The organism is Pseudomonas sp. IT-P44, from assembly GCF_949768225.1.
Taxonomy (GTDB): Bacteria; Pseudomonadota; Gammaproteobacteria; order Pseudomonadales; family Pseudomonadaceae; genus Aquipseudomonas; species Aquipseudomonas migulae.
In genome coordinates this window covers 26483-46428 of the sequence record NZ_CATKQM010000018.1, presented here as the reverse complement: position 1 = coordinate 46428, position 19946 = coordinate 26483, and the positions used below count along the sequence as shown (strand labels likewise).

The 19946-nt window shown below is 59.5% G+C and carries 17 protein-coding genes and 1 pseudogene; 9 read left to right on the top strand and 9 right to left on the bottom strand.

Annotated features, from left to right (window positions below; all coding sequences use genetic code 11):
• Positions 1-10: 10 nt before the first annotated feature.
• Together ggt and ACM6IO_RS11210 are read left to right on the top strand one after the other, a co-directional pair.
• Positions 11-1738 (top strand): gamma-glutamyltransferase, encoded by a 1728-nt coding sequence (gene ggt / locus ACM6IO_RS11215; protein WP_414911479.1) that lies wholly within the window; start codon positions 11-13, stop codon positions 1736-1738.
• Positions 1739-1807: 69 nt separating this feature from the next.
• Positions 1808-2341, top strand: a complete 534-nt coding sequence (locus ACM6IO_RS11210; protein ID WP_414911478.1) for a cysteine hydrolase family protein — start codon at positions 1808-1810, stop codon at positions 2339-2341.
• A gap of 521 nt (positions 2342-2862) precedes the next feature.
• Here the strand turns inward: ACM6IO_RS11210 and ACM6IO_RS11205 are convergent.
• A complete protein-coding gene (locus ACM6IO_RS11205; protein ID WP_263288008.1) occupies positions 2863-2988 on the bottom strand; it encodes a hypothetical protein in 126 nt (41 codons plus the stop codon).
• A gap of 175 nt (positions 2989-3163) precedes the next feature.
• On the opposite strand from ACM6IO_RS11205, the gene ACM6IO_RS11200 reads away from it, so the two are divergent.
• The 3 genes from ACM6IO_RS11200 to ACM6IO_RS11190 are packed head-to-tail and all read left to right on the top strand — an operon-like array spanning position 3164 to position 5077.
• The gene (locus ACM6IO_RS11200; RefSeq protein ID WP_192227348.1) at positions 3164-4234 is read left to right on the top strand and encodes a sterol desaturase family protein; all 1071 of its coding nucleotides are present in this window, start codon (positions 3164-3166) and stop codon (positions 4232-4234) included.
• A complete protein-coding gene (locus ACM6IO_RS11195; protein ID WP_192227349.1) occupies positions 4224-4598 on the top strand; it encodes a nuclear transport factor 2 family protein in 375 nt (124 codons plus the stop codon). Before ACM6IO_RS11200 ends, ACM6IO_RS11195 begins: the two co-directional genes overlap by 11 nt.
• Before the next feature lie 20 nt (positions 4599-4618).
• Positions 4619-5077 (top strand): GNAT family N-acetyltransferase, encoded by a 459-nt coding sequence (locus ACM6IO_RS11190; protein ID WP_192227350.1) that lies wholly within the window; start codon positions 4619-4621, stop codon positions 5075-5077.
• A 4-nt stretch (positions 5078-5081) separates the two neighbouring features.
• On the opposite strand, the gene ACM6IO_RS11185 is transcribed toward ACM6IO_RS11190, so the two are convergent.
• Positions 5082-6518, bottom strand: coding sequence for a M15 family metallopeptidase (locus ACM6IO_RS11185; RefSeq protein WP_414911477.1), 1437 nt, complete (start codon positions 6516-6518; stop codon positions 5082-5084).
• Between the two features lie 135 nt (positions 6519-6653).
• Here ACM6IO_RS11185 and ACM6IO_RS11180 point away from each other — a divergent pair, with 135 nt between their 5' ends.
• From ACM6IO_RS11180 to ACM6IO_RS11170, 3 genes are all read left to right on the top strand, one after another.
• Positions 6654-9476 (top strand): amino acid adenylation domain-containing protein, encoded by a 2823-nt coding sequence (locus tag ACM6IO_RS11180; RefSeq protein ID WP_414911476.1) that lies wholly within the window; start codon positions 6654-6656, stop codon positions 9474-9476.
• Between the two features lie 713 nt (positions 9477-10189).
• Positions 10190-10939 carry a tetratricopeptide repeat protein gene (locus tag ACM6IO_RS11175; protein WP_414911475.1) on the top strand — a complete coding sequence of 250 codons (750 nt, stop codon included), beginning with the start codon at positions 10190-10192 and terminating at the stop codon, positions 10937-10939.
• A 275-nt stretch (positions 10940-11214) separates the two neighbouring features.
• Entirely contained in the window at positions 11215-12219 is a 1005-nt protein-coding gene (locus ACM6IO_RS11170; protein ID WP_414911474.1) for an acetoacetate decarboxylase (ADC), read from the top strand.
• A gap of 53 nt (positions 12220-12272) precedes the next feature.
• Here ACM6IO_RS11170 and ACM6IO_RS11165 read toward each other — a convergent pair whose 3' ends face one another.
• Complete coding sequence (locus ACM6IO_RS11165; protein ID WP_008029448.1) at positions 12273-12722, bottom strand: MerR family transcriptional regulator; 450 nt, start codon at positions 12720-12722, stop codon at positions 12273-12275.
• Positions 12723-12956: 234 nt separating this feature from the next.
• On the opposite strand from ACM6IO_RS11165, the gene ACM6IO_RS11160 reads away from it, so the two are divergent.
• Entirely contained in the window at positions 12957-13787 is an 831-nt protein-coding gene (locus tag ACM6IO_RS11160; protein ID WP_008029447.1) for an alpha/beta fold hydrolase, read from the top strand.
• A gap of 80 nt (positions 13788-13867) precedes the next feature.
• Here the strand turns inward: ACM6IO_RS11160 and ACM6IO_RS11155 are convergent, their stop codons facing one another.
• From ACM6IO_RS11155 to ACM6IO_RS11130, 6 genes and pseudogenes are all read right to left on the bottom strand, one after another.
• Positions 13868-14407 (bottom strand): hypothetical protein, encoded by a 540-nt coding sequence (locus ACM6IO_RS11155; protein WP_223553289.1) that lies wholly within the window; start codon positions 14405-14407, stop codon positions 13868-13870.
• Between the two features lie 420 nt (positions 14408-14827).
• On the bottom strand, positions 14828-16024 hold the full coding sequence (locus tag ACM6IO_RS11150) for an ABC transporter permease (protein ID WP_414911473.1): 1197 nt from the start codon (positions 16022-16024) through the stop codon (positions 14828-14830).
• The gene (locus ACM6IO_RS11145; RefSeq protein ID WP_226299911.1) at positions 16024-17235 is read right to left on the bottom strand and encodes an ABC transporter permease; all 1212 of its coding nucleotides are present in this window, start codon (positions 17233-17235) and stop codon (positions 16024-16026) included. The genes ACM6IO_RS11150 and ACM6IO_RS11145 overlap by 1 nt, the downstream gene beginning before the upstream one ends.
• The gene (locus ACM6IO_RS11140; RefSeq protein WP_008033381.1) at positions 17235-17921 is read right to left on the bottom strand and encodes an ABC transporter ATP-binding protein; all 687 of its coding nucleotides are present in this window, start codon (positions 17919-17921) and stop codon (positions 17235-17237) included. Before ACM6IO_RS11140 ends, ACM6IO_RS11145 begins: the two co-directional genes overlap by 1 nt.
• The gene (locus ACM6IO_RS11135; RefSeq protein ID WP_177318176.1) at positions 17918-19069 is read right to left on the bottom strand and encodes an efflux RND transporter periplasmic adaptor subunit; all 1152 of its coding nucleotides are present in this window, start codon (positions 19067-19069) and stop codon (positions 17918-17920) included. The genes ACM6IO_RS11140 and ACM6IO_RS11135 overlap by 4 nt, the downstream gene beginning before the upstream one ends.
• A 637-nt stretch (positions 19070-19706) precedes the next feature.
• Positions 19707-19883, bottom strand: a pseudogene (locus ACM6IO_RS11130) (ubiquinol oxidase subunit II); the annotation flags it as partial.
• Positions 19884-19946: the final 63 nt, after the last annotated feature.

The following is a 19946-nucleotide window of genomic DNA, read 5'->3' as shown; positions in this document are numbered from 1 at the left end:
AGACCGACTCATGAAGTTCGAACCTTTTGCCAAATCGCTCATCGCGACTTCATTGGCACTCAGTTGCCTGGCGGCTCACGCCGCTTCCGTCGCTCCCGTCGCCGCCGAAAACGGCATGGTGGTCACGGCCCAGCACCTGGCCAGTCATGTGGGCGTCGATGTGCTCAAGAACGGTGGTAACGCCGTCGATGCCGCCGTCGCGGTCGGGTATGCGCTGGCGGTGGTGTATCCCGCGGCAGGCAACCTGGGCGGCGGTGGTTTCATGACCATCCAACTGGCGGATGGGCGCAAGACCTTCCTCGACTTCCGCGAAAAAGCCCCGCTGGCTGCCACTGCCGACATGTACCTCGACAAAGAGGGCAACGTCGTCCCGGACCTCAGCACCCGTGGTCATCTGGCTGTCGGCGTGCCTGGCACCGTGTCCGGCATGGAACTGGCGCTGAAAACCTACGGCACCAAACCGCGCAAGGAAGTGATCGCCCCGGCGATCAAACTCGCTGAAGACGGTTTTGTGCTGGAGCAGGGCGATGTCGATTTGCTGGAGTCCGCCACCGACGTCTTCAAAAAGGACATGAAAGATTCCGGCTCGATCTTCCTGAGCAACGGCGAGCCGATGCAGGTCGGCCAGAAACTGGTGCAAAAAGACCTGGGCAAAACCCTGCGGGAAATCTCCGAGAAGGGCACCGACGGTTTCTATAAGGGCTGGGTCGCTGACGCGATCGTCACCTCCAGTCAGGCCAACAAAGGCATCATCACCCAGGCCGACCTCGACAAATACAAGACCCGCGAACTGGCCCCCATCGAGTGCGATTACCGTGGATACCACGTTGTTTCGGCACCACCGCCAAGCTCCGGCGGCGTAGTGATCTGCGAGATCATGAACATCCTCGACGGCTACCCGATGAAAGACCTGGGTTACCGCTCGGCGCAGGGTATGCATTACCAGATCGAAGCCATGCGCCACGCGTATGTCGACCGCAACAGTTACCTCGGCGACCCGGACTTCGTGAAAAATCCGATCGCCCATTTGCTGGATAAAAACTACGCGAGCAAAATCCGCGCGGCCATCAATCCGCAAAAGGCCGGCGTGTCCCGCGAGCTCAAGCCCGGCGTCGCGCCGCACGAAGGCAGCAACACCACCCATTACTCCATCGTCGATAAATGGGGCAACGCGGTGTCGGTGACCTACACCTTGAACGACTGGTTCGGCGCCGGGGTCATGGCCAGCAAAACCGGGGTCATCCTCAACGACGAGATGGACGACTTCACCTCGAAAATCGGCGTGCCGAACATGTACGGTCTGGTGCAAGGGGAGGCCAACGCCATCGCGCCGGGCAAGGCGCCGCTGTCGTCCATGAGCCCGACCATCGTCACCAAGGACGGCAAAGTCGTGATGGTCGTCGGCACCCCTGGCGGCAGCCGCATCATCACCGCGACCTTGCTGACCATTCTCAATGTGATCGACTACGGCATGAACATTCAGGAGGCGGTGGATGCGCCGCGTTTCCACCAGCAGTGGTTGCCGGAGGAGACCAACCTGGAGGCGTTCACCACCAGCCCGGACACGGTGAAACTGCTTGAAAGCTGGGGCCACAAGTTTGCCGGGCCGCAGGATCCCAACCATATCGCCGCGATTCTGGTCGGCGCGCCGTCGCTGGAAGGTAAACCGGTGGGCAAAAACCGTTTCTACGGAGCGAACGATCCGCGTCGTAACACCGGGTTGTCTCTCGGTTATTGAGGGTTGTGTTTGGAAGGGGACGGATTTAGTTTCTGTCCCCAGATCCAACGACAGATCAAGGATGGAACCATGACCACCGCAATGTTGATCATCGATGTCCAGCGAGCACTTTGCACGGGCGAGTACGAGTGCTTCGAAATCTCACGTGTCATCGACACCATTAACGGGCTCAGCACCCGTGCCCGAAAGGCCGGCATTCCGGTGGTGCTGATCCAGCATGAGGAAGACGGCAGTCCGCTGGCGTATAACGCTGACGGCTGGCAACTGGCCGAAGGGCTGGAGACCTCGACCAAGGATTGGCACGTACGCAAGACCACACCGGATTCGTTCTACCAGACCAACCTGCAAAAGCTGCTGCCGGTGCAGGATTTCGAACGCCTGGTCATCTGCGGTTTGCAAACCGACTATTGCGTCAACGCCACAGTGCGTCAGGCGCTGCAACTGGGGTACGACGTGGTGCTGGCGGCTGACGCTCACTCCACGGTCGACAACGGCAACATCCCCGCCGAAGACATCATCGCCGAGCACAACAAGGACCTGGCGCATTTGACCGGTTCAGTGGCACGGATCGACGTGATACCCGCCGCCGACATCACCTTCTAGCACCCATGATGATGGGCTCCCCCCCAACCCTGTAGGAGCCGGCTTGCTGGCGATGGCGATTTCATGGACGCCATCGCCGGCAAGCTGGCTCCTACGGATCGCGGGATGTCCGGGATTGAGGGTTCACCCAAAACCTGTAGGAGCCCGGCTTGCTGGCGATGGCGATTTCACGGACGCCATCGCCGGCAAGCCGGCTCCTACAAATCGCGAGGGTGTTGGGGATTGAGGGTTCACGCAAAACCTGTAGGAGCCCGGCTTGCCGGCGATGGCGATTTCCCGGGCGCCTTCGCCGGCAAGCCTGGCTCCTACGGATCGCGAGGGTGTTTGGGATTGTGGGTTCACGCAAAACCTGTAGGAGCCCGGCTTGCTGGCGATGGCGATTTTACGGACGACTTCGCCGGCAAGCCTGGCTCCTACAAATCGCGAGGGTGTTGGAGATTGAGGGTTCACGCCACACCTGTAGGAGTCCGGCTTGCCGGCGATGGCGATTTCACGGATGCCATCGCCGGCAAGCCGGGCTCCTACGGATTGGGGGGCGTACCCATCGATTTTTCCTGATCGAAAACCTGCAATTCATCGGCGATCCGGTCGAACAGCGCCCGGTCGGATGTATCGGACAGGTAGATCGTGGGGGTGGGTTCGCTCATGTTGGCCTCCGGAAAGTCCCGCGACTTTACGTCAGCCGCAAACCCTGTGGCGAGGAAGCAGATCCAATCTCTGAGTGGGGGGATGTGCAGAGGCTTGAACTCAATCTACACTTAAGAACCGTTCTCTGTTGCGGTTAAATTCCAATACCTTTTCTTTGAGGGAGGCAAGCTCCTGGTGGATGCCCTTGTGCTGCTTTTTAACGGCCTGACCGAGTGGGTGATCGAGCCCGTCACTCGCCAGTTCCTGGGCCTTTTCGATCTGAATGGGCGCATGGGTGTACTGTTTCTGTTCTCGTCTTACAGCATCGCTTACGCCCTGTTCCGGTTCAGGAAACATCGAGGTCTCACCGACGCGCAGTCGTTCGGGCAGTTCATCGGCGGGCGCCGGGTGTATTTCCATCGTTCGGCGTTGCTCGATTACCGCTACTACTTCGTGCGGGCGATTCTGAAAGTGGCGTTGGTGTTGCCGATTGTCGGTCTGGTGGACCCGCTCGTCCTGCGCTCCGGAGACTACATCGCCTTTTTCACCAACCTCTGGGGCGCGCGGGTGCAAGTGGAGCAGAATCTTTCACTGTCCTTGCTCTACGGGCTGGGCGTTTTCCTGGTGAAAGACTTCATGGCCTACTGGGCGCACCGCGCCTTCCATTCCAAATGGTTGTGGGCATTCCACAAAGTCCACCATTCGGCGCCGGTGCTGGTTCCAGCGACCGCCAGCCGGGTTCATTTCGTGGAAAAGATTGTCGAAAAGCTCTCGACGATCATCGGCATCGGCGCCTATGCCGGCGTCTTCTGGTACGCCTGCGGCGGCGAGATCAGCCGCTATACTTTGTTCGGCGTGACCTGGCTGGTGTTCATCCTCAACGGGCTGGTGGGAAACCTGCGTCACAGTCATGTCTGGCTGTCGTTCGGCCCGGTGTTCGAACATGTGCTGAACAGCCCGGCCCAGCACCAGATTCATCACAGCGACGCGCCGCACCATTTCAACAAGAACTTCAGTATCAACCTGTCCTTGTGGGACTGGATGTTCGGCACGCTGTACGTCACCACGTCGAAACCCGAAGCCCTGCGGTTCGGCACCGGTGATCAGGATTCTGAGCGTTACCTGACGGTTTACAGCCTGATCGTCACGCCGTTTGTGGACATTGCCCGCAAGATCCGTTCGACCAAACGACCTGATCGTTCGCGGGCGCCCTTGCGAACAATCCAGAATGCGTTAGCAGAAGTGGAGGTGAGACATGACAACTGATTCCGCAGAAAAAGAGTCTGTCAAAGAAGCCGTCAAACTTTATGTCGAGGGTATGGTCTTCGCTGACGAAGCCTCGTTGCGAAAAGCATTTCATCCGTCTTGTCGCATCATCGGTCACTTCCAAAAAGCGCTTGAATGGCTGTCCCTTGATGAGTTTGTCGACGCGATCAAAACCGAAGGCCCGGCGGCAAAAGAGGTGAAGCCTTTTTGGGAAGTGATTGACCTGGACATAACAGGCGACGCCGCCGCCGTAAAAATCATCGATGATTATGCGGGGATGAGGTTTACCGATTACCTGTCGCTACTGAAGATCGATGATCGCTGGGTCATCATCAACAAGCTGTACTACTACCATGAGTCGTGAACCGCACGGAGACCATTGAGATGGATGTTCAGGTACATCGCGCCGACGCAACGCACATCGATCAAGTCGCCAGCCTCTTCGACGCCTATCGGGGGTTCTATGGCCAGCCCTCGAACCTGAATCAGTCCCGCCACTTTATCGCCGAGCGCATTGCCCGGGATGAGTCCGTGATCTTCTTCGCCCGGGACACCGACGGCGAAGCACTGGGTTTTGTCCAGTTGTTCCCGACTTTTTCGTCTATCGACGCGCATCGCACCTGGCTGCTCGGTGACCTGTTCACTGCGCCTGCCGCCCGAGGGCGCGGGGTCGCAACGCGGCTGATGAACACCGCGCGCGACTTCGCGGTGTTGAGCGGCGCCAAAGGCCTGGTGCTGGAAACCGCCACGGACAATCACGGTGCGCAGCGGTTGTATGAAGCCTTGGGCTATGTGCGCGATACGGGTTACTACACCTATTGCCTGGATTTGAAGCAGGGCTGACCGATCACCGTTCCGGCAGGTTCCAGCGCTCGCGAACGTGCTCGTATTGCGCCTCGGGCATTTGCACCAGCAGGGGAGACTGCTGCGGATCGAGCCAGTCGAACAATCGGCTGATGTCCGCCTGATCCATGGCTGTGCAACCCGCCGTCGGCGATGTCGGGCTACGCCAGATGTGGAAAAAGATGCACGAGCCCGAGGCGGGGGACGCGGGTGTGTTGTGCTCGATGACAATGCCTTTTCGATAGCCTTCTTCGCTGCGCATGCGTTCGGAACTGCTCCAGTCCTTGGGCATCGCCGCGCCGTCGACCAGGGTGTTGTAGTGTCCGGAATGGCTGTCGTCCACGCATTCGGTGGTCGCTGTCAGGGCGAGGTAGGGCAGTTTCGTGTCGGCGCTGGTCTCGTAACCGAACGCTGTTCCCAGCTTGAAAATCCCGGCCGGCGCTTTTCCATCGCCTTCGTGTTTGACGGGTTCTGCGCCTGGCTCAACGTTGTCCAAGCCTTTGCCCCAGGCCATGCCGTTTTTGCCGACCACCACCGCAAACGCCTCGCCATATTTGCGGAAGGTGTTCCCGTCGCGTTCATAGCGCTGGGCGCTGCCTTGCAGGTCATCCCAGTTTTTTGTGGTGACCACAATCAGTTGATGGCTGGCGTCGAGTGCGGCATTGGCGTCGAGCGGCGTGATGGGGAAATCCATGACGTTGTTCGGTGCCTGTGCGCTGCCATAAGTGAAGTGCCACCATTCTTTCGAGTACCCGGAGAAGCCTTCTTTTGCCATGGCGCTGCGGAGCCGCTGGCGATTGTCCTGCGCGGTCGCATTGATCGTCGGGTTGGCGGTATGCGCCCGCTCATCGAAGCAATCGAAGCCGGTGCCCATGTCGAGTGCGCCGTCATGCCAGCGCTGATCGTAGGGGGCGGTGCAATCGACCTGTGTGGCCGAGGGCGTCCAGGCGCTGGCGGGCAACGCCTTGGGCCCGGTGAGGGTCAGGTCCACGGTCGAGCCTCTGGAGTGATTCGACACCCGCGCCACATACCCCAGGCGCCAGAAGTCCTGCTTGTCCACGCGCGGGTAGAACTCGGCCTTGCGTGGGTCGCCCGGCTCGGTGGCAAAGCGGCCCATATCGGCCACCGCCCGATTCGGGCGATAACAATCAAACACCTTCAAACCGTAGCCTTGCGCACGCAACGACGCTTGTACCCGGGCGAGCGCCCTGGCGGCGTCCAGCGTCAACAGGCATTCGGCGGCGGCATAACCGTCGAGTGGGTGACCGGTGAAGTTGTGGGGGCTGGCGTAGCGAATGTCTTGCTCGATGCTCGGATCAATCGCGCGCAGATAGACCATGTGCCCCGGCCGCTGCTCGGCACTGGACATGCCCGCCAGGACGCTGCCCAGCAACAGCAGTGATTGCAGCCAGGGGCGGGCGATGGTGCGAAGAGGGCGCATGCGATGTCTCCAGAATTCCGGGTACGCAATGAACGGGGGAAAGGTAGCAGACTGAGGTGAGGGGGACTAACCTCAGTCTGCATTTCCGGATCACGACGTTAACCTCGTACAGATCATGCGGAGCATAAATCCAAGATGCAGGATCATCGCCCAAATCCGACGCTTAATCTGGAGTATTGTGCCGATCGCCCGATATTCATGGACTTCTTGCAACATGCACAGCGCTCGCCTGACGCCATTGCGGTCGTCTCTCACGACGCGACGTGCAGTTATCGTCAGCTTGAACAGATCAGCCATGGCATTGCGTCCTTCCTGAAGGTCAATGGCGCGACCGAATCCGACCGGGTGGTTATTGTTTCCAATCGCTGTGCGGGGTTGGTCTATGCAATGCTCGGCGCCTTGCGTGCCGGGTCGACGTTCACCGTTGCCGATGTTGCGTATCCACCTGCGCGCATCGGACAAATCATCCGAATGCTAAAGCCTTCCTTTGTCCTGCTTTGCGGTGGGGCCACCGTCGATCTCGATTCCGAACACCTGGAGGCCGGGCGTCCGGCTCCACGGATCGTCAGCATTGCGGAAAATCCCGCCGACTCATTGCGTGAGTTCGCCTTTCACCAACATGCCTTGCCGCAAGTCGACCCTGCACAGCCGGCCTATATCACCTTCACATCGGGCAGCACCGGCGAACCGAAGGGCATCGTGGCCACTCATGCGCCGTTGGTGCATTTCATTGAGTGGCATACCCAGCGCCATTCCTTGTCAAAAGACGACAGCTTTTCGCTGCTGTCCGGGCTGGGGCATGACCCTGTGTACCGGGATGTATTTACCCCGCTGTCGATTGGCGCAAAAGTTATCGTTCCCGCACAGTCGACCGTCATAGACCCTGTGGCATTGGCGGCGTGGATACAAAAAAATGCCATTTCGATTATTCATCTGACGCCGCCGTTGGGAAGGCTGATAGGAACCGGCGCAACACTTCAGGGTGCAAGATTCAACGCGCTTCGATACTTGTTCTGGGGCGGCGATGCATTAGGCATTTCGCTGTTCGAGCAAATGTGCGTGATCGCCCCCAATGCCGTCAGTGTCAATTTTTACGGTACGACGGAAACGCCTCAGGCAATGGCGTACCACCACGTCGACCCTGAAGCCGACAATTCCAGGATTCCACTGGGTAGAGGCATTAAAAACGCGCAATTGCTGGTCGTGAATGACACCCGTCAATTGGTGCATGAAGGTGAGGTCGGAGAAATCCTGATACGCAGCCCTTACTTGGCGCAGGGTTACTGGGAGGACATCGCGCAAACCCGGGAAAAGTTTGTGGTGAATCCGTTTACCAATGTCGAGAACGACATTTGTTATAGAACCGGCGACCTTGGGACTTATCTTTCAGATGGCAGAGTCAGCTTTCTGGGGCGGGGCGATAGTCAGGTCAAGATTCGCGGACATCGCATTGAGCTGGCTGAAATCGAAGGCGCACTTTCGAAACATCCGCTGATCAAGCAGTGCGTTGTGCTTGCCGTCAATGACAACGCGCAGGTCAGGCTGGTGGCCTATTGCGTTTCAATCAACGCTGTTTCAACGGGTGAACTGCGTGAGCACCTCAACACTCGGCTCCCGGAATACATGGTGCCGGCGTTGTTCGTCTTTCTGGATGCGATTCCACTGACGCCGAACGGAAAGATCGATAGGCGGGCGCTGCCGCGGATAGCTGCCAACACAGAGGCGGCGTCCAACCATTCCGATCGGGATCTATCGCCGCTTGCGTTAAAACTGACGCAGGCTTGGGCCGAAATACTCCAGGTCCCGCGCATCGACGCAAACCTGACGTTTGTCGAACTGGGTGGGGATTCGCTGTCGTTCGTTCAGGCCTCAATGGTGCTCGAAGAATTGATCGGCCATCTGCCCGATCAATGGGAAATGACACCGGTACATGAACTGTGTGGGTTGGCCGGTAAAACCAGCAGTTCAAGGCTGGCCGTCAGGGCAATGGAAGTCCCTGTCCTTTTACGTGTTATCTCGATAATCCTGATTGTCATTGGGCATCTTCATCTGTTCTCGACCTGGTCAGTGGTAGGGGAGACGACGGTATTGTTTCTGATCTCGGGCATCAGCCTGGCGAGGTTCCAGCTTCAAGCCATCAATGAACGCGGCAATGTGCGTACGCTGGTCAGGTCAGTGGTCTTTATTGCGGTGCCGACCATCCTTTACACACTTTTGAATCAGATACTGTTCGGCCAGGTTCATTGGCAAACGATGTTGCTGATCTCCAACTGGTTTCCACCGACGATGATGGGCGGCTTTGCCTACTGGTATGTTGAAGTGCTCCTGCAGATGATCGTCATCATCGGGTTTGTTCTGTCGTTCGAGCGTGTCAGGAACATCATTGTTGCGAACCCGTTTCGCTGCCTTGTTCTGGCGGCATGTGCATTGGCCGTGGCCGACATTGTGATCAGTGCGTTTCTGTTTGACGCGTCACCGCTCTATAACCGCGTGCCACAGCACTACCTTGCGGTCATGGTGCTTGGAATGGCCGTTCACTACGCTCATTCAAGTGCCCAGAAGTGGATCGTCAGTGCGGTTGCTGTGGTTGTGATGGGTGGGGAGGATCTTCTGGCAATCTTCGGGACGGGGGCGCAGGAAGTTGCGAAGGATTATGTTGATATCGCCATCCCTGCAGTTCTCTCTCTGATTTGGGTCAAGTCAATTCCGGTGCCAGGTCTCATCGCCCGGGGGCTTGCGCTAGTTGCATCGTCAACGCTGTTTATTTATCTGACGCATTTTCAATTCCAGTCCCTGGCCCGGCATATTGTTGACCTGCCTGTGTTCGCGGTGGTCTTTGCCGTCGTAGGTGGCATCGGGGTCGCGTATGGGTGGAACAAAGTTGTTCGATTCGTTTTGGTGCGCTGGAGTGGCGCAGGCAAGAAGAGCGGTTCGGATACGGTTGAGCGCGTGGCTTGATGGTGAGCTTTGTCTATTGGATGGGGGCATATCCGTTGCTGCGGTGATGGCGGCTAGTGGTTTCGCCCTTACGGCGAGTCACTTGGAAGAGCCCCAAGTAACCAAGGGCTCTTGCCCCTTTCGTTCGGTGCCTCGCTAATGCTCGGCATGCCCTCGCTCCGGTCCTGCTCCGTGGGCCCGCCGCCATCGGCCATCCATGGCCGGGGGCGGCTAACCCGGCATCCATGCCGGGTTGCCCACTGCGCAGAACCTGCGCTCGGCCTCTCGAGGGGGCGCTCAGATCAAAAGCTGAAGGCGAGCTAACGCTCGACCTGATGAGTGGTGAAAATCAAAAGCACACGCGAATCCCTGTAGGAGCGAGGCTTGCCCGCGAAAACGTCCGGACAACGCGTTCATTCAGACAGCCCGCGTTATCGTTGACGTCCCTCGCCGGCAAGCCGGCTCCTACAAGGGATTGGTGTCATGTCTAGGTAGCCTGTCCGCTTGAGGTGTCGCCCCCCCGGGATCGGTGCGCAGTTCAAGATCGATATCACCAGCGCTTTTAAGTTGCATCAACCCTCACGCTTAGTGATGGGGTGGCAAAAAAACACGGGTTACAGGGGCCGTTACAGCGGGAACTTCAGGCTGCCGGGCAGGTCAGTTGGAGCCCTGTATCGAGTGCTGTGGTCGGTTGTACGATCGTGCCACGAGAGATCAATCGAGTTCGCCCGCTGATGCCAACCAAACGTTTTCTGACAGGTTTCATTCTGGTGTTATGCGCCAGCGCGTCGCTTTATTCGGTGGCTGCTGAGCGAAGAGCGACAGCGCAAAGCAACAGCGCATCAACCACCTTGATCGAAACGGCTTCGCGGCAGTATGAAAATGGCCAGTTGGACCAGGCTGCTGCCACGCTGGAGCGGGCCCTGCATATCCAGCCGAACAATCCCGCGACGCTGCATTACCTCGGTGTGTTGCGTCTTCAGCAGGGGCAGTACCAGCAGGCTGAAACCTTGGCGATGCGCTCGAACATTCGGGTGGGTCGTAACGTCGAGCTACGTAACCGCAACTTGCAATTGATACAGGCTGCGCAGCGGGCCCAGGCTACCGGTATCCCACCCAGTGCCAACGCAGACAGGGTCGCCGTACTGAACAAGCCGGAAGTGGAGACCCAAAGGCGTAGCGAAGAAGAAATCAGCATTGCTGAACAACCTGCTCAGAATGCTGGGCGCGACGCTGGCAGCTTCGCTCGCGCAGAGGCAGCGCCGGTATTGGGCAGGCAGGGGCCCGAAGGAAACATGCAAATGGCAACCACCGAGCCTGCGGGTACAAACGATGCGGTCGAGATTCCCCGCGGCCATTGGCCGCCGCCGGGCAAATGCCGAATCTGGTTCCCGGATCGCCCGCCGGGGCACCAGCCCGCACCCGGCAAATGCAAGAAGCTGCGACATCGGGTTCCGCCAGGGGCCTATTTGGTCCGCGGTTGAGCTTCTGGGCATCCGTATATGGACTCATTGAGAACAGGCGGGTGAGCCATTCACTGCATTTGCCATCACCAATGGAGGGCCAAAACCCTCAATCTCGAATCGCTGAATCCTGGTCGATGGCACGTTGAAAACGCTGCTGCGAACAAACTGAAAATCTGCCTTTCCAGCGCTTGACCTTAAAGTTCAGTTTAACGTTAAGGTGATTTCAAGCCGGCCTCAGAAGCCGGCCCTGGCCGACGCCATCAAGCAGATGCAATCACCTGGAGAGAGACAGATTGAAACTCGCAAGCGCCGTTTTAACAGGATTGCTGTTCAACACGTTCGCCAACCATGCGTTGGCGGGGATGCCTGAAATGCCCAGCCCGACCGACACAACCATGATCGATATCGCCGGTCACCAGGTGCCCGTCGTCAAGGGCGGTTTGTACGATCGCTTTCGCTCCAACCCTCCTTTGTCGGTGATTGCAGCAGAAGTACGGGGCGTTGATTTGAGCTGGTTCAAAGGGTTGGAGAAGAACAAGGTCGACATAGGCTTTGAATCGTTCTCGCCAAACTTTTACTACCAGAACAGTCGCGTAACGGCTGTCTATACGGCAGATCTGGACAAGCTCCGGGCACTGATGCCACCCGAAGTGTTGGCAACCGCACAGCCTCTGCAAATCTGGCCCGGTCGAGGTTTGATTGCGTTTACCGCATACACCTATGAGCACTGCGATAACGACGCCTATAACGAAGTCGCGGTGTCGATCATCACCAACAAACCGGGCAAAGCCAATCTGGGGCCGTTCACGCTGATTGGCCAGTCGATGTCTGGAGACTTCTGGGGTTATGTACTCAAGTTGCCGGTCAATACAGAGCTTGCGAGGGTTCGTGGTGTCGTCGGTTACAACCTGCCGAAATGGCTGACGGGGATTGACCGCAAAGAAGATGCCCAATCGGTGGTCTATGACATTACCGATAGCGAGACCGGCAAAGTGGACGTGTCCTTCAAAGCGCAGAAGCTCGACGATCTGTCCAGTGACGTCGATATCGTCACCAGCAGTTTCACCAATCTCGATCACCAAGGCCGGTTAGCCTATGGGTATGCTGTTTCCCGCCAGCTCAGCCACGGCTCCAGCAGAAACGAGGATTCGGCAACCCTCACTCTGGGCGACGGCAGCCTGTCGAACTACATCCGCTCCTTGAAACTGGGGAAAATGATGAAGTACGAATACGTGCCAGCGTTCCAAAGTGCGCTCTACGCGCCGAAGCCGTTGGCGGCACTGGCTGACACGCACTGATTTAACCAGCCGGCAAAAATCTGTCAGGCCTCAAAAGCCTGACAGGTGACGCCTTACTTGGACGATGCGGTATCACGGCCGCGCGGTGCTGCCGCCACACCTTCCTCGCGCAGGCGATGCAATAACAACTGCGTGTTGTCCACGCAACCCATGCCTTCCGGCTTGCTTTCAATGCCCTCGATAACCAGAAGAAGTTGCGCTTTATTCTGGGCCAGCCGTTGCTGCAGGACTTCGATTTCCTCAACCTTGCGTTTGAGCCCGCTGAGCAACTCTTCATGCTGCCAACCGTTCGCATTCATCGGCAGTAATTGTCGGATTTCTTCCAATGAAAACCCCGCTGCCTGAGCGCCCGTGATGATCTCCAGAACCCACTCCGTGTCAGGGGCGTAGTCCCGATACCCATTGGCTTTGCGCACGACAGATTTAATCAGGCCGCTCGCTTCGTAGAAACGAATACGTGAAGGCGCCAATCCGCTGATTTTCGCCAGTTCGCCTATTCTCATATTCCCCCCAGAAAACCATTGACCTTAAAGTTGACTTTAAACCTAAAGTGATTTGGTGGCCAAGCGGCGCGGATGTCATGCGTTGCTCAAACGCCATGGAATGCAGGGATAGGCGAAAGCCGGACCAGGACCCGTCTCAGAACCGCCTATGGGGTGGGCTGCACTTGTTCAACAAGGGGCACGATCAGTACACGATTCTGGTCATGGCCTCCATTTCATTCGGGAGATGCGAACATGGGTTATGTCACTACGCAGGACGGTGTTGAGATCTTTTATAAAGACTGGGGACCACGCGATGCCCCAGTGGTCTTTTTCCATCACGGATGGCCGCTCAGCGCGGACGACTGGGATGCGCAAATGCTTTTTTTCCTGGCGAACGGCTACCGGGTGGTTGCACACGACCGACGCGGTCATGGGCGATCCAGCCAGGTCTGGGACGGGCACGACATGGATCACTATGCTGATGACGTCGCGGCCGTAGTCGACCATCTTGGCGTGCAGGGCGCAGCCCATGTGGGGCACTCCACCGGCGGTGGTGAAGTCATTCATTACATTGCTCGCCACGGCGAAGACCGAGTGTCCAAGGCCGCCATCATCAGCGCCGTGCCTCCGCTGATGGTGCAGACCCCGGCGAATCCAGGTGGCTTGCCGAAGTCGGTTTTCGATGACTTGCAGGCCCAGCTCAAAGCCAACCGTGCACAGTTCTACCACGACGTTCCAGCGGGACCTTTCTACGGTTACAACCGCCCGGGCGCCAAACCGTCTGAGGGCATCATCCTGAACTGGTGGCGCCAAGGCATGATGGGCTGTGCAAAGGCACATTACGACGGGATCGTAGCCTTTTCCCAGACCGACTTTACCGACGATCTGAAGAGCATCAAGATCCCCGTGCTGGTGATGCATGGTGATGATGATCAGATCGTGCCTTATGAAAACTCCGGGCCCTTGTCAGCCAGACTCTTGCAGAACAGCACGCTGAAAACCTACTCGGGCTACCCACACGGAATGCCTACAACGAACGCCGATACGATCAACGCCGATTTGCTCGCTTTCCTGCGAGGTTAGGCAGCTGGGGGAGGGTGGGTAAAAAGCCTGCCCTTACCTTTTCCGAAGTCACTGAATCGACGTGTTTCAGATTCGGTTGATTACTGCGCCAAATCACCGACAGCAAGAACATGGGGCGCATATTTGAGGTACCACGCACGTTGGCCGGTGACAAGGTCGCGGGCGCTTTTAAGCACTGGTTCGGACATAGAGGCATAACTCGCCTCTCTTTGGTTAACGCGTTGTACTTGGCTGTTGATAACTTTGTAGAGTGCCCAGCCTTTGCTTTCCATGCATAGACGAGTGCCGCCATTGATGATTTGCGCTTCGGAGTCGCCCAGTGAGCGTAGGACTTGTACACCTTGGCCATTCTTCTGGTAACCGGCTACCTGAAATTGAACACAGGCGTTCAGACTTTCACTGAACTGAGCGGCTGAAGACTTGTTGTCCAATGCTTTGAAATAGACGTTGCCATCTTTGAAGTCCATATCCGCTCGGTCGGACACCACGCTTTGCCCGGTGCTCAGATAACTATTGTGTGGTATCGAGGGCGAGGCACAGCCATTGAGCAGGCTGGCGACGAGGGCAAACGTAAATAGGGAAGGGGCAATACGCATCGAGATGTCCTTGAGCAGTTTCATGAGTGAATCCATATCGCACATAGAACCGGGCACTTGGTAGGTTAAAAGGCCAGCGGCACGAAGATCTATGTTGACACAACGCCGCTAAGTAGCGAAAAGCAGTGCCATTTTTTGATCCTGGTTGCCGTATCAAGCAGATTTGGCACCGCGCTATATGAAATGGCATTCAACTCCACGGCCTTGCTACCGGCAGACAGAATGAGCCCTCCCTAATATTGCAGACACACATACAAGTGGCCGCTGTTGGCCGGTTGTTGCCTGTCGCCAAGGGCAGTAAAAACCCTAAGCGGTCACTCGAAACATCATCAGGCAGACCCTAACCAGTTTTTGCCGCTGCCAACCAATTAAAATCACCGGCCCAGCGCCGGCGTTATCGTCACGCAGCGTACAGCTAGCCCGTCAGGCTCATTGGCCTGGCCGCTATTCACTGCGCAGAGCCGCCACCGGATGCAGGCGGGCCGCCCGCAGTGCCGGAGCCAGGCCGGCGAGAATGCCGAGCACCGCCGCCAGCAGCAGCGCCAGTAGCAGAAACAGCGGCTGCAGCGCCAAGGGCAGGCTCGGCATGGCCAGGTGCAGTAGCCCGAGCAGGAGGCCCATCAACAGCAGACCAAGCAGACCACCGGCCAGGGACAGCAGTGTCGCTTCGGCGAGAAACAGCCCGAGCACCTGCCGCGGACTGGCACCAATCGCCCGCAACAGGCCGATTTCCGCCGTGCGCTCGCCCACAGTGGTAGTCATGATGGTGAGAATGCCGACGGCGCCGACCAACAGGGAAATGCCCCCCAAGGCAGCGATGGCCAGGCTCAGGGTGCCGAGAACGCGGTTGAAGCTGCGCAGCATGTCGTCCTGGGTGCTCAGACTGAAGTCCTCCACGCCGTGCCGTTCGCCGAGCACCTGGCGAATCTGCCGACTCAACGCCCGCGAAGTGGTGCCGGCGCCGAACACCACATGGACTTTGACCACCCCGGTGCGGTTGAACAGGCTTTCGGCCCAATCCACCGGGATGTAGGCGATATCGTCGAGGTTGAAGCCGAGCAATTGGCCCTTTTCCGCCATCACGCCTATCACCCGGAAACGCACGCCCCCGACGCGGATCAGCTCGCCCAGCGGATTGCGTTCACCGAACAGCTCGACACGCAACTGATGGCCGAGCACCACATAGGGCGGCGAACGACCGTCACGGGCCACGGGCAGGAACTCGCCCAGGCTCAGTTGCATGCGCCAGGCCTGCGCCAGCTGATGGCCGCCACCGAGAATGTCGCTGCGCCGGCTCAGTTGACCGAACTGGATATCCCCGCTGCCCTGAATGATCGGCACCGCCGCCTCGACATGCGGCAAGCGCCGCAGGGCGTCGGTATCACTGATAGTCAGTGGCCGTACGCTGCCGAGCAGACCGCCGAGGCCGCTGGTCTGGGTCTTGCCCGGGCGCACGGTGATGATCCGCGTACCAAACTGCGAGAAGTTCTCCAGCACATAGCCGCGCGCGCCTTCGCCTATGGCCGTGAGCAGCGCCACAGCGGCTATCCCGATCGCTACCCCGAGCAGGGTCAGCAGGCTGCGCAAGGGGCGACAGGTCAGCGCCGAGCTGGTCAGCCGGAAACCATCTTGCCAGCGCATCAGTGCGCTCCCGGCGGGCGTAGCGCCGCCACCGGCTCCAGCGCCGAGGCCCGAGCGGCCGGCAGCCAGGCGAACAGCAGCGCCGTGCCGAGTGCCAGCAGCACTGCGCTAGCCCGCGCCCACCAGGGTGCATAGAGCGGCAGATCGAACGCCAGGCGCCCCAGCCAGAGCAAGGTTTCGGCCAGAAGTAGCCCCGCCAGCGCCCCCGTCAGGGCGAGCAACGCCGCCTCGCCGAGGAACAGCAGGCGCAGCTGCGCCGCCGTCGCACCTATGGCTTTGAGCAGGCCGATCTCGGCGCTGCGCTGGCTCACCGCAATCCAGGTCACGTTCATGATCAGGATGCCTGCCACCAGCAGGCTGATCGCGGCAATCCCGGCGACCGCCAGGGTCAGCACCGCGAGTATGTCGTCGAAGGCGCTGAGCAGGCTGTCCTGGCTGATCAGGGTGATGTCTTCCTTACCCTCGTGGCGCTCCTTGAGCGCGGCGAGTATCAGCCGCTTGCTACGGTCGAGAAAGCTCGGACCACGCACCTCGACAAACACCCGCAACAACCCCTCGCGATTGAACAAGGCCTGGGCACTGGCCACCGGGATGATCAACATCTCGGCGAAATCCATCCCCAGGGATTCGCCCCGCTCACCGAGGATGCCGACCACCCGGAAGCGCCGGTCGCCGGCGCGCAACCATTCACCCAGGGCCGGGCGCGCACCGAATAGCTCGCGCCGGAGTTTGCCGCCGATCACGCAGACGGCCTCGGCCTGCTCAGGGTCCAGCGCCGGCAGGGGTTGGCCCTGGACGACCGTCAGTTGGCGAATGGCGAAGAAGTCCCGGGTGGTGCCCAGGGTCAGCACCTCACGATTGCGGTTGCCGACTATCACCTCCATCTGCCCGGCCTGCAGCGGCGCGACCCGGCGGATGCCCGGCAACTGGGTGATGGCCTGGACGTCCTGCAAGGTCAATTCGTGCGGCGTCAGGCCGGTGAGCGGCGGCATGCGCCCCGTGGTTTCCTTGCGGCCCGGGAAAACGATCAGGATGTCGCGCCCGAGCAGCGAGAACTCGTTCAGGACGAAGGCCCGTGCCCCCGCGCCGAGACCGGTGAGCAGATTGACCGCAACCACCCCGATAGAGATGGCCAGCAGCAGCATCAAGCTGCGCGAGCGATGCCCACGCAAGGCGCCGAGCCAGAAGCCCAGGGCATCGGCAGCGCGCATCAGGTCAGCGCCCGCTGCGGCGCAGCAGTGTGGATCCGCCCGTCACGCATGTGTAACTGGCGCTGCGCGCGGGCGCCCAGGCTGGCGTCGTGGGTCACCACTATCAGGGTCAGGCCCTCGCCGTTGAGCTCCTCCAGCAGGCTGAAGACCTCGGCGCCGGCCTGGCTATCGAGATTGCCGGTGGGCTCGTCGGCCAACAACAGCGCCGGTTGCATGACCATCGCCCGGGCGATGGCGACGCGCTGGCGCTGACCACCGGACAGCTCGGCAGGGCGGTGGGCAATGCGCTCGCCCAGCCCCAGGCGCGCCACCAATTGGCTGCTGCGCTTGTGCCGTTGCGCCGCGCCGATGCCAGCGAGGACCATCGGCAGCTCGATGTTTTCCAGCACCGTCAGCCGTGCGATCAGGTGGTAGGACTGGAACACGAAACCTATCAGTTGGCTGCGCAATTGGGCGCGCCGCGCCTCGCTCAGCGTCGCCGTGGCCTCGCCCTGCAGCCAGTATTCGCCGGCGCTCGGCGCATCGAGCAAACCGAGGATGTTCAGCAGGGTCGACTTGCCCGAGCCCGACGGGCCCATCACCGCCATGTAGTCACCGGCGGCGATGTCCAGATCCAGGCCGTCCAGCCCCATCACCTGCTGCTCGCCCAACTGGAAACTGCGGCTACCGCCGCGCAGACGGATCATTGCTCAGTCTCCGCCGCATCCACCGGGATCACCGCCACGTTGTCCTTGAGCCCTTCCTGCTCGAGGCTGGCGACTATACGCGCGTCCTCGTCCAGCCCTGCGAGCACCTCGGTCCAGCGCCAGTTGCTCAACCCGGTTTGCACCTCCACCTCGCGTAACACCCGGGTGGTCGGGTCATATCGCAGCACGTGCTGCCCCTCCAGCAGGGTCTCGGTGGGGATGCGCAAAGCACGTGCGCGCTGCTCCAAGAGGATCTCGACATCGGCGCTATAGCCGGTGAGCAGGACCAGATCGGCCGGCGGCTGGTCGAAGCGCACCTCGACATCGACGGTGCGCGCCTGCTTCTCCAGTTCACGCACATAGGGCGCGATGCGGCTGACGCGGCCGGCGAAATGCTGGCCACGGAAGGCATCCAGGCTGATCCGCACAGCGGTTCCGGGGCGAACCCGGGCAGCGTCCACCTCATCGATCGGCGCCTCGACATACAGGCAGCTGTCGTCGATCAGGTCGATCGCCGGCGGCGTGGGAATACCCGGCGGCGAAGGGGTGACGAACTCGCCGAGTTCGCCGTTGATTTCTGCGACTATGCCGGCGAATGGCGCACGCAGGGTCGTCTGCTCCAGCAGTGAACGCTGCAACTGCAGGCTGGCGTCGGCCTCGCGGATCAGCACGGCAGTGGCACTGCACATCAGCTTCGCCAGGTGAGCCTTGGTCTCGGCCTGATCGAGGCGATCGGCGGCAACCAACTTGCGGTCGGCCAGAAGGCCCAGGCGATCTAGGTCGCGCCGGTCCAGATTAGCCTGCTGGCAGCGCTGTTCGCGGGCGTTGCGTTGGGCCTCCAGCCGCGCCTCGGCCTCCTGTAGCCGGGCCTGTTGCTCGTCCTGTCGCAGGCGCATGAGCACCTGTCCCGGCTGAACCCGCTGGCCCTCGCCGATCAGCAACTCGGCAACCTGGCCGCCGACATTGAAGGACAGATGCGAGCGTCGACAGGACTTCAGCGTACCCGCGCGAGTGTTGGCCACCAGCGTCTCCACCGGCCCCCGCTCAACCTCTAGCAGCCTGACCGGCAACGGCTGTGGTCGACTCAACCAGCCGCCAAGCACCATCAGACAGGCCAGCATCGACGAGCCAATCAATAATTTGCGCATGGACTGCACCTCCTCCCACATGGCTTGAGCCTAGGTCAGGAAGGTAAAAGCTCAACGCGAAGCGCCATTTATCCGACGATTTTCAGACGAGCGTCATAAAAATGGCGAATGAGATTTATTTCTCTCGCAACTGCTATCCCCCAGCCATGCCAACTCACTAAAACTCCTTGCCGCGGCGACGCTACGACGTCGAAATATCCCCGGAAACTGTGCCACGCTTTGCTCATACCCGAATGTCTTCAAGCAGCCCAGGCTGTCGGTCAGCATTGGCTCAAATTGGCCGATAGCTGCGTGTTGGACTCAAGGTCTCAAACTAGTGACGCAGGTCTAGGTAGACCGGGTAGGCGCGACTGGTTTTCGTGCTCGAAGAAAAGCCCCCGCACTCGGCTCAAGTGTGGGGGCTTTCTGGTTGAGCGAAGGGGGATTTTCTCACTTCGGTTCGGGTCGTTACGGGTAACACTGTGGTTCAGTCCGGAGGGCGATCGGCCTCATCCACCGTCAGAGCGTTCCGAGGGGCAACTCCATCGCTACGAAAGTGCTCAACGCCAACATAATCAGCAACGCTATAAACATTAGGCTCAAATGAGCGACCTGCTTATAACGGGGTATCGGCCTATTCGTGATTCGAGCAATTGATTTAACAGTGGAAGACATCACCAATCCTCACTTTTGCGCAGAACACCCAATAGCTCCTGAAGGTGTACATCAGAATCACCGGCAGGATGAACAGTGTGCCAATCAAGACGAACAGCTAACTGGTGGCCGGTGATGTCGCCGCCCACAGGCTGACGGATGGCGGGATGATGTCCGGCCAGCAAAGTCAGCAAGGCATCCGGCGCGGCCTTGGGGGCGGCCGGCGGGTTAGTAGATGCCGAAG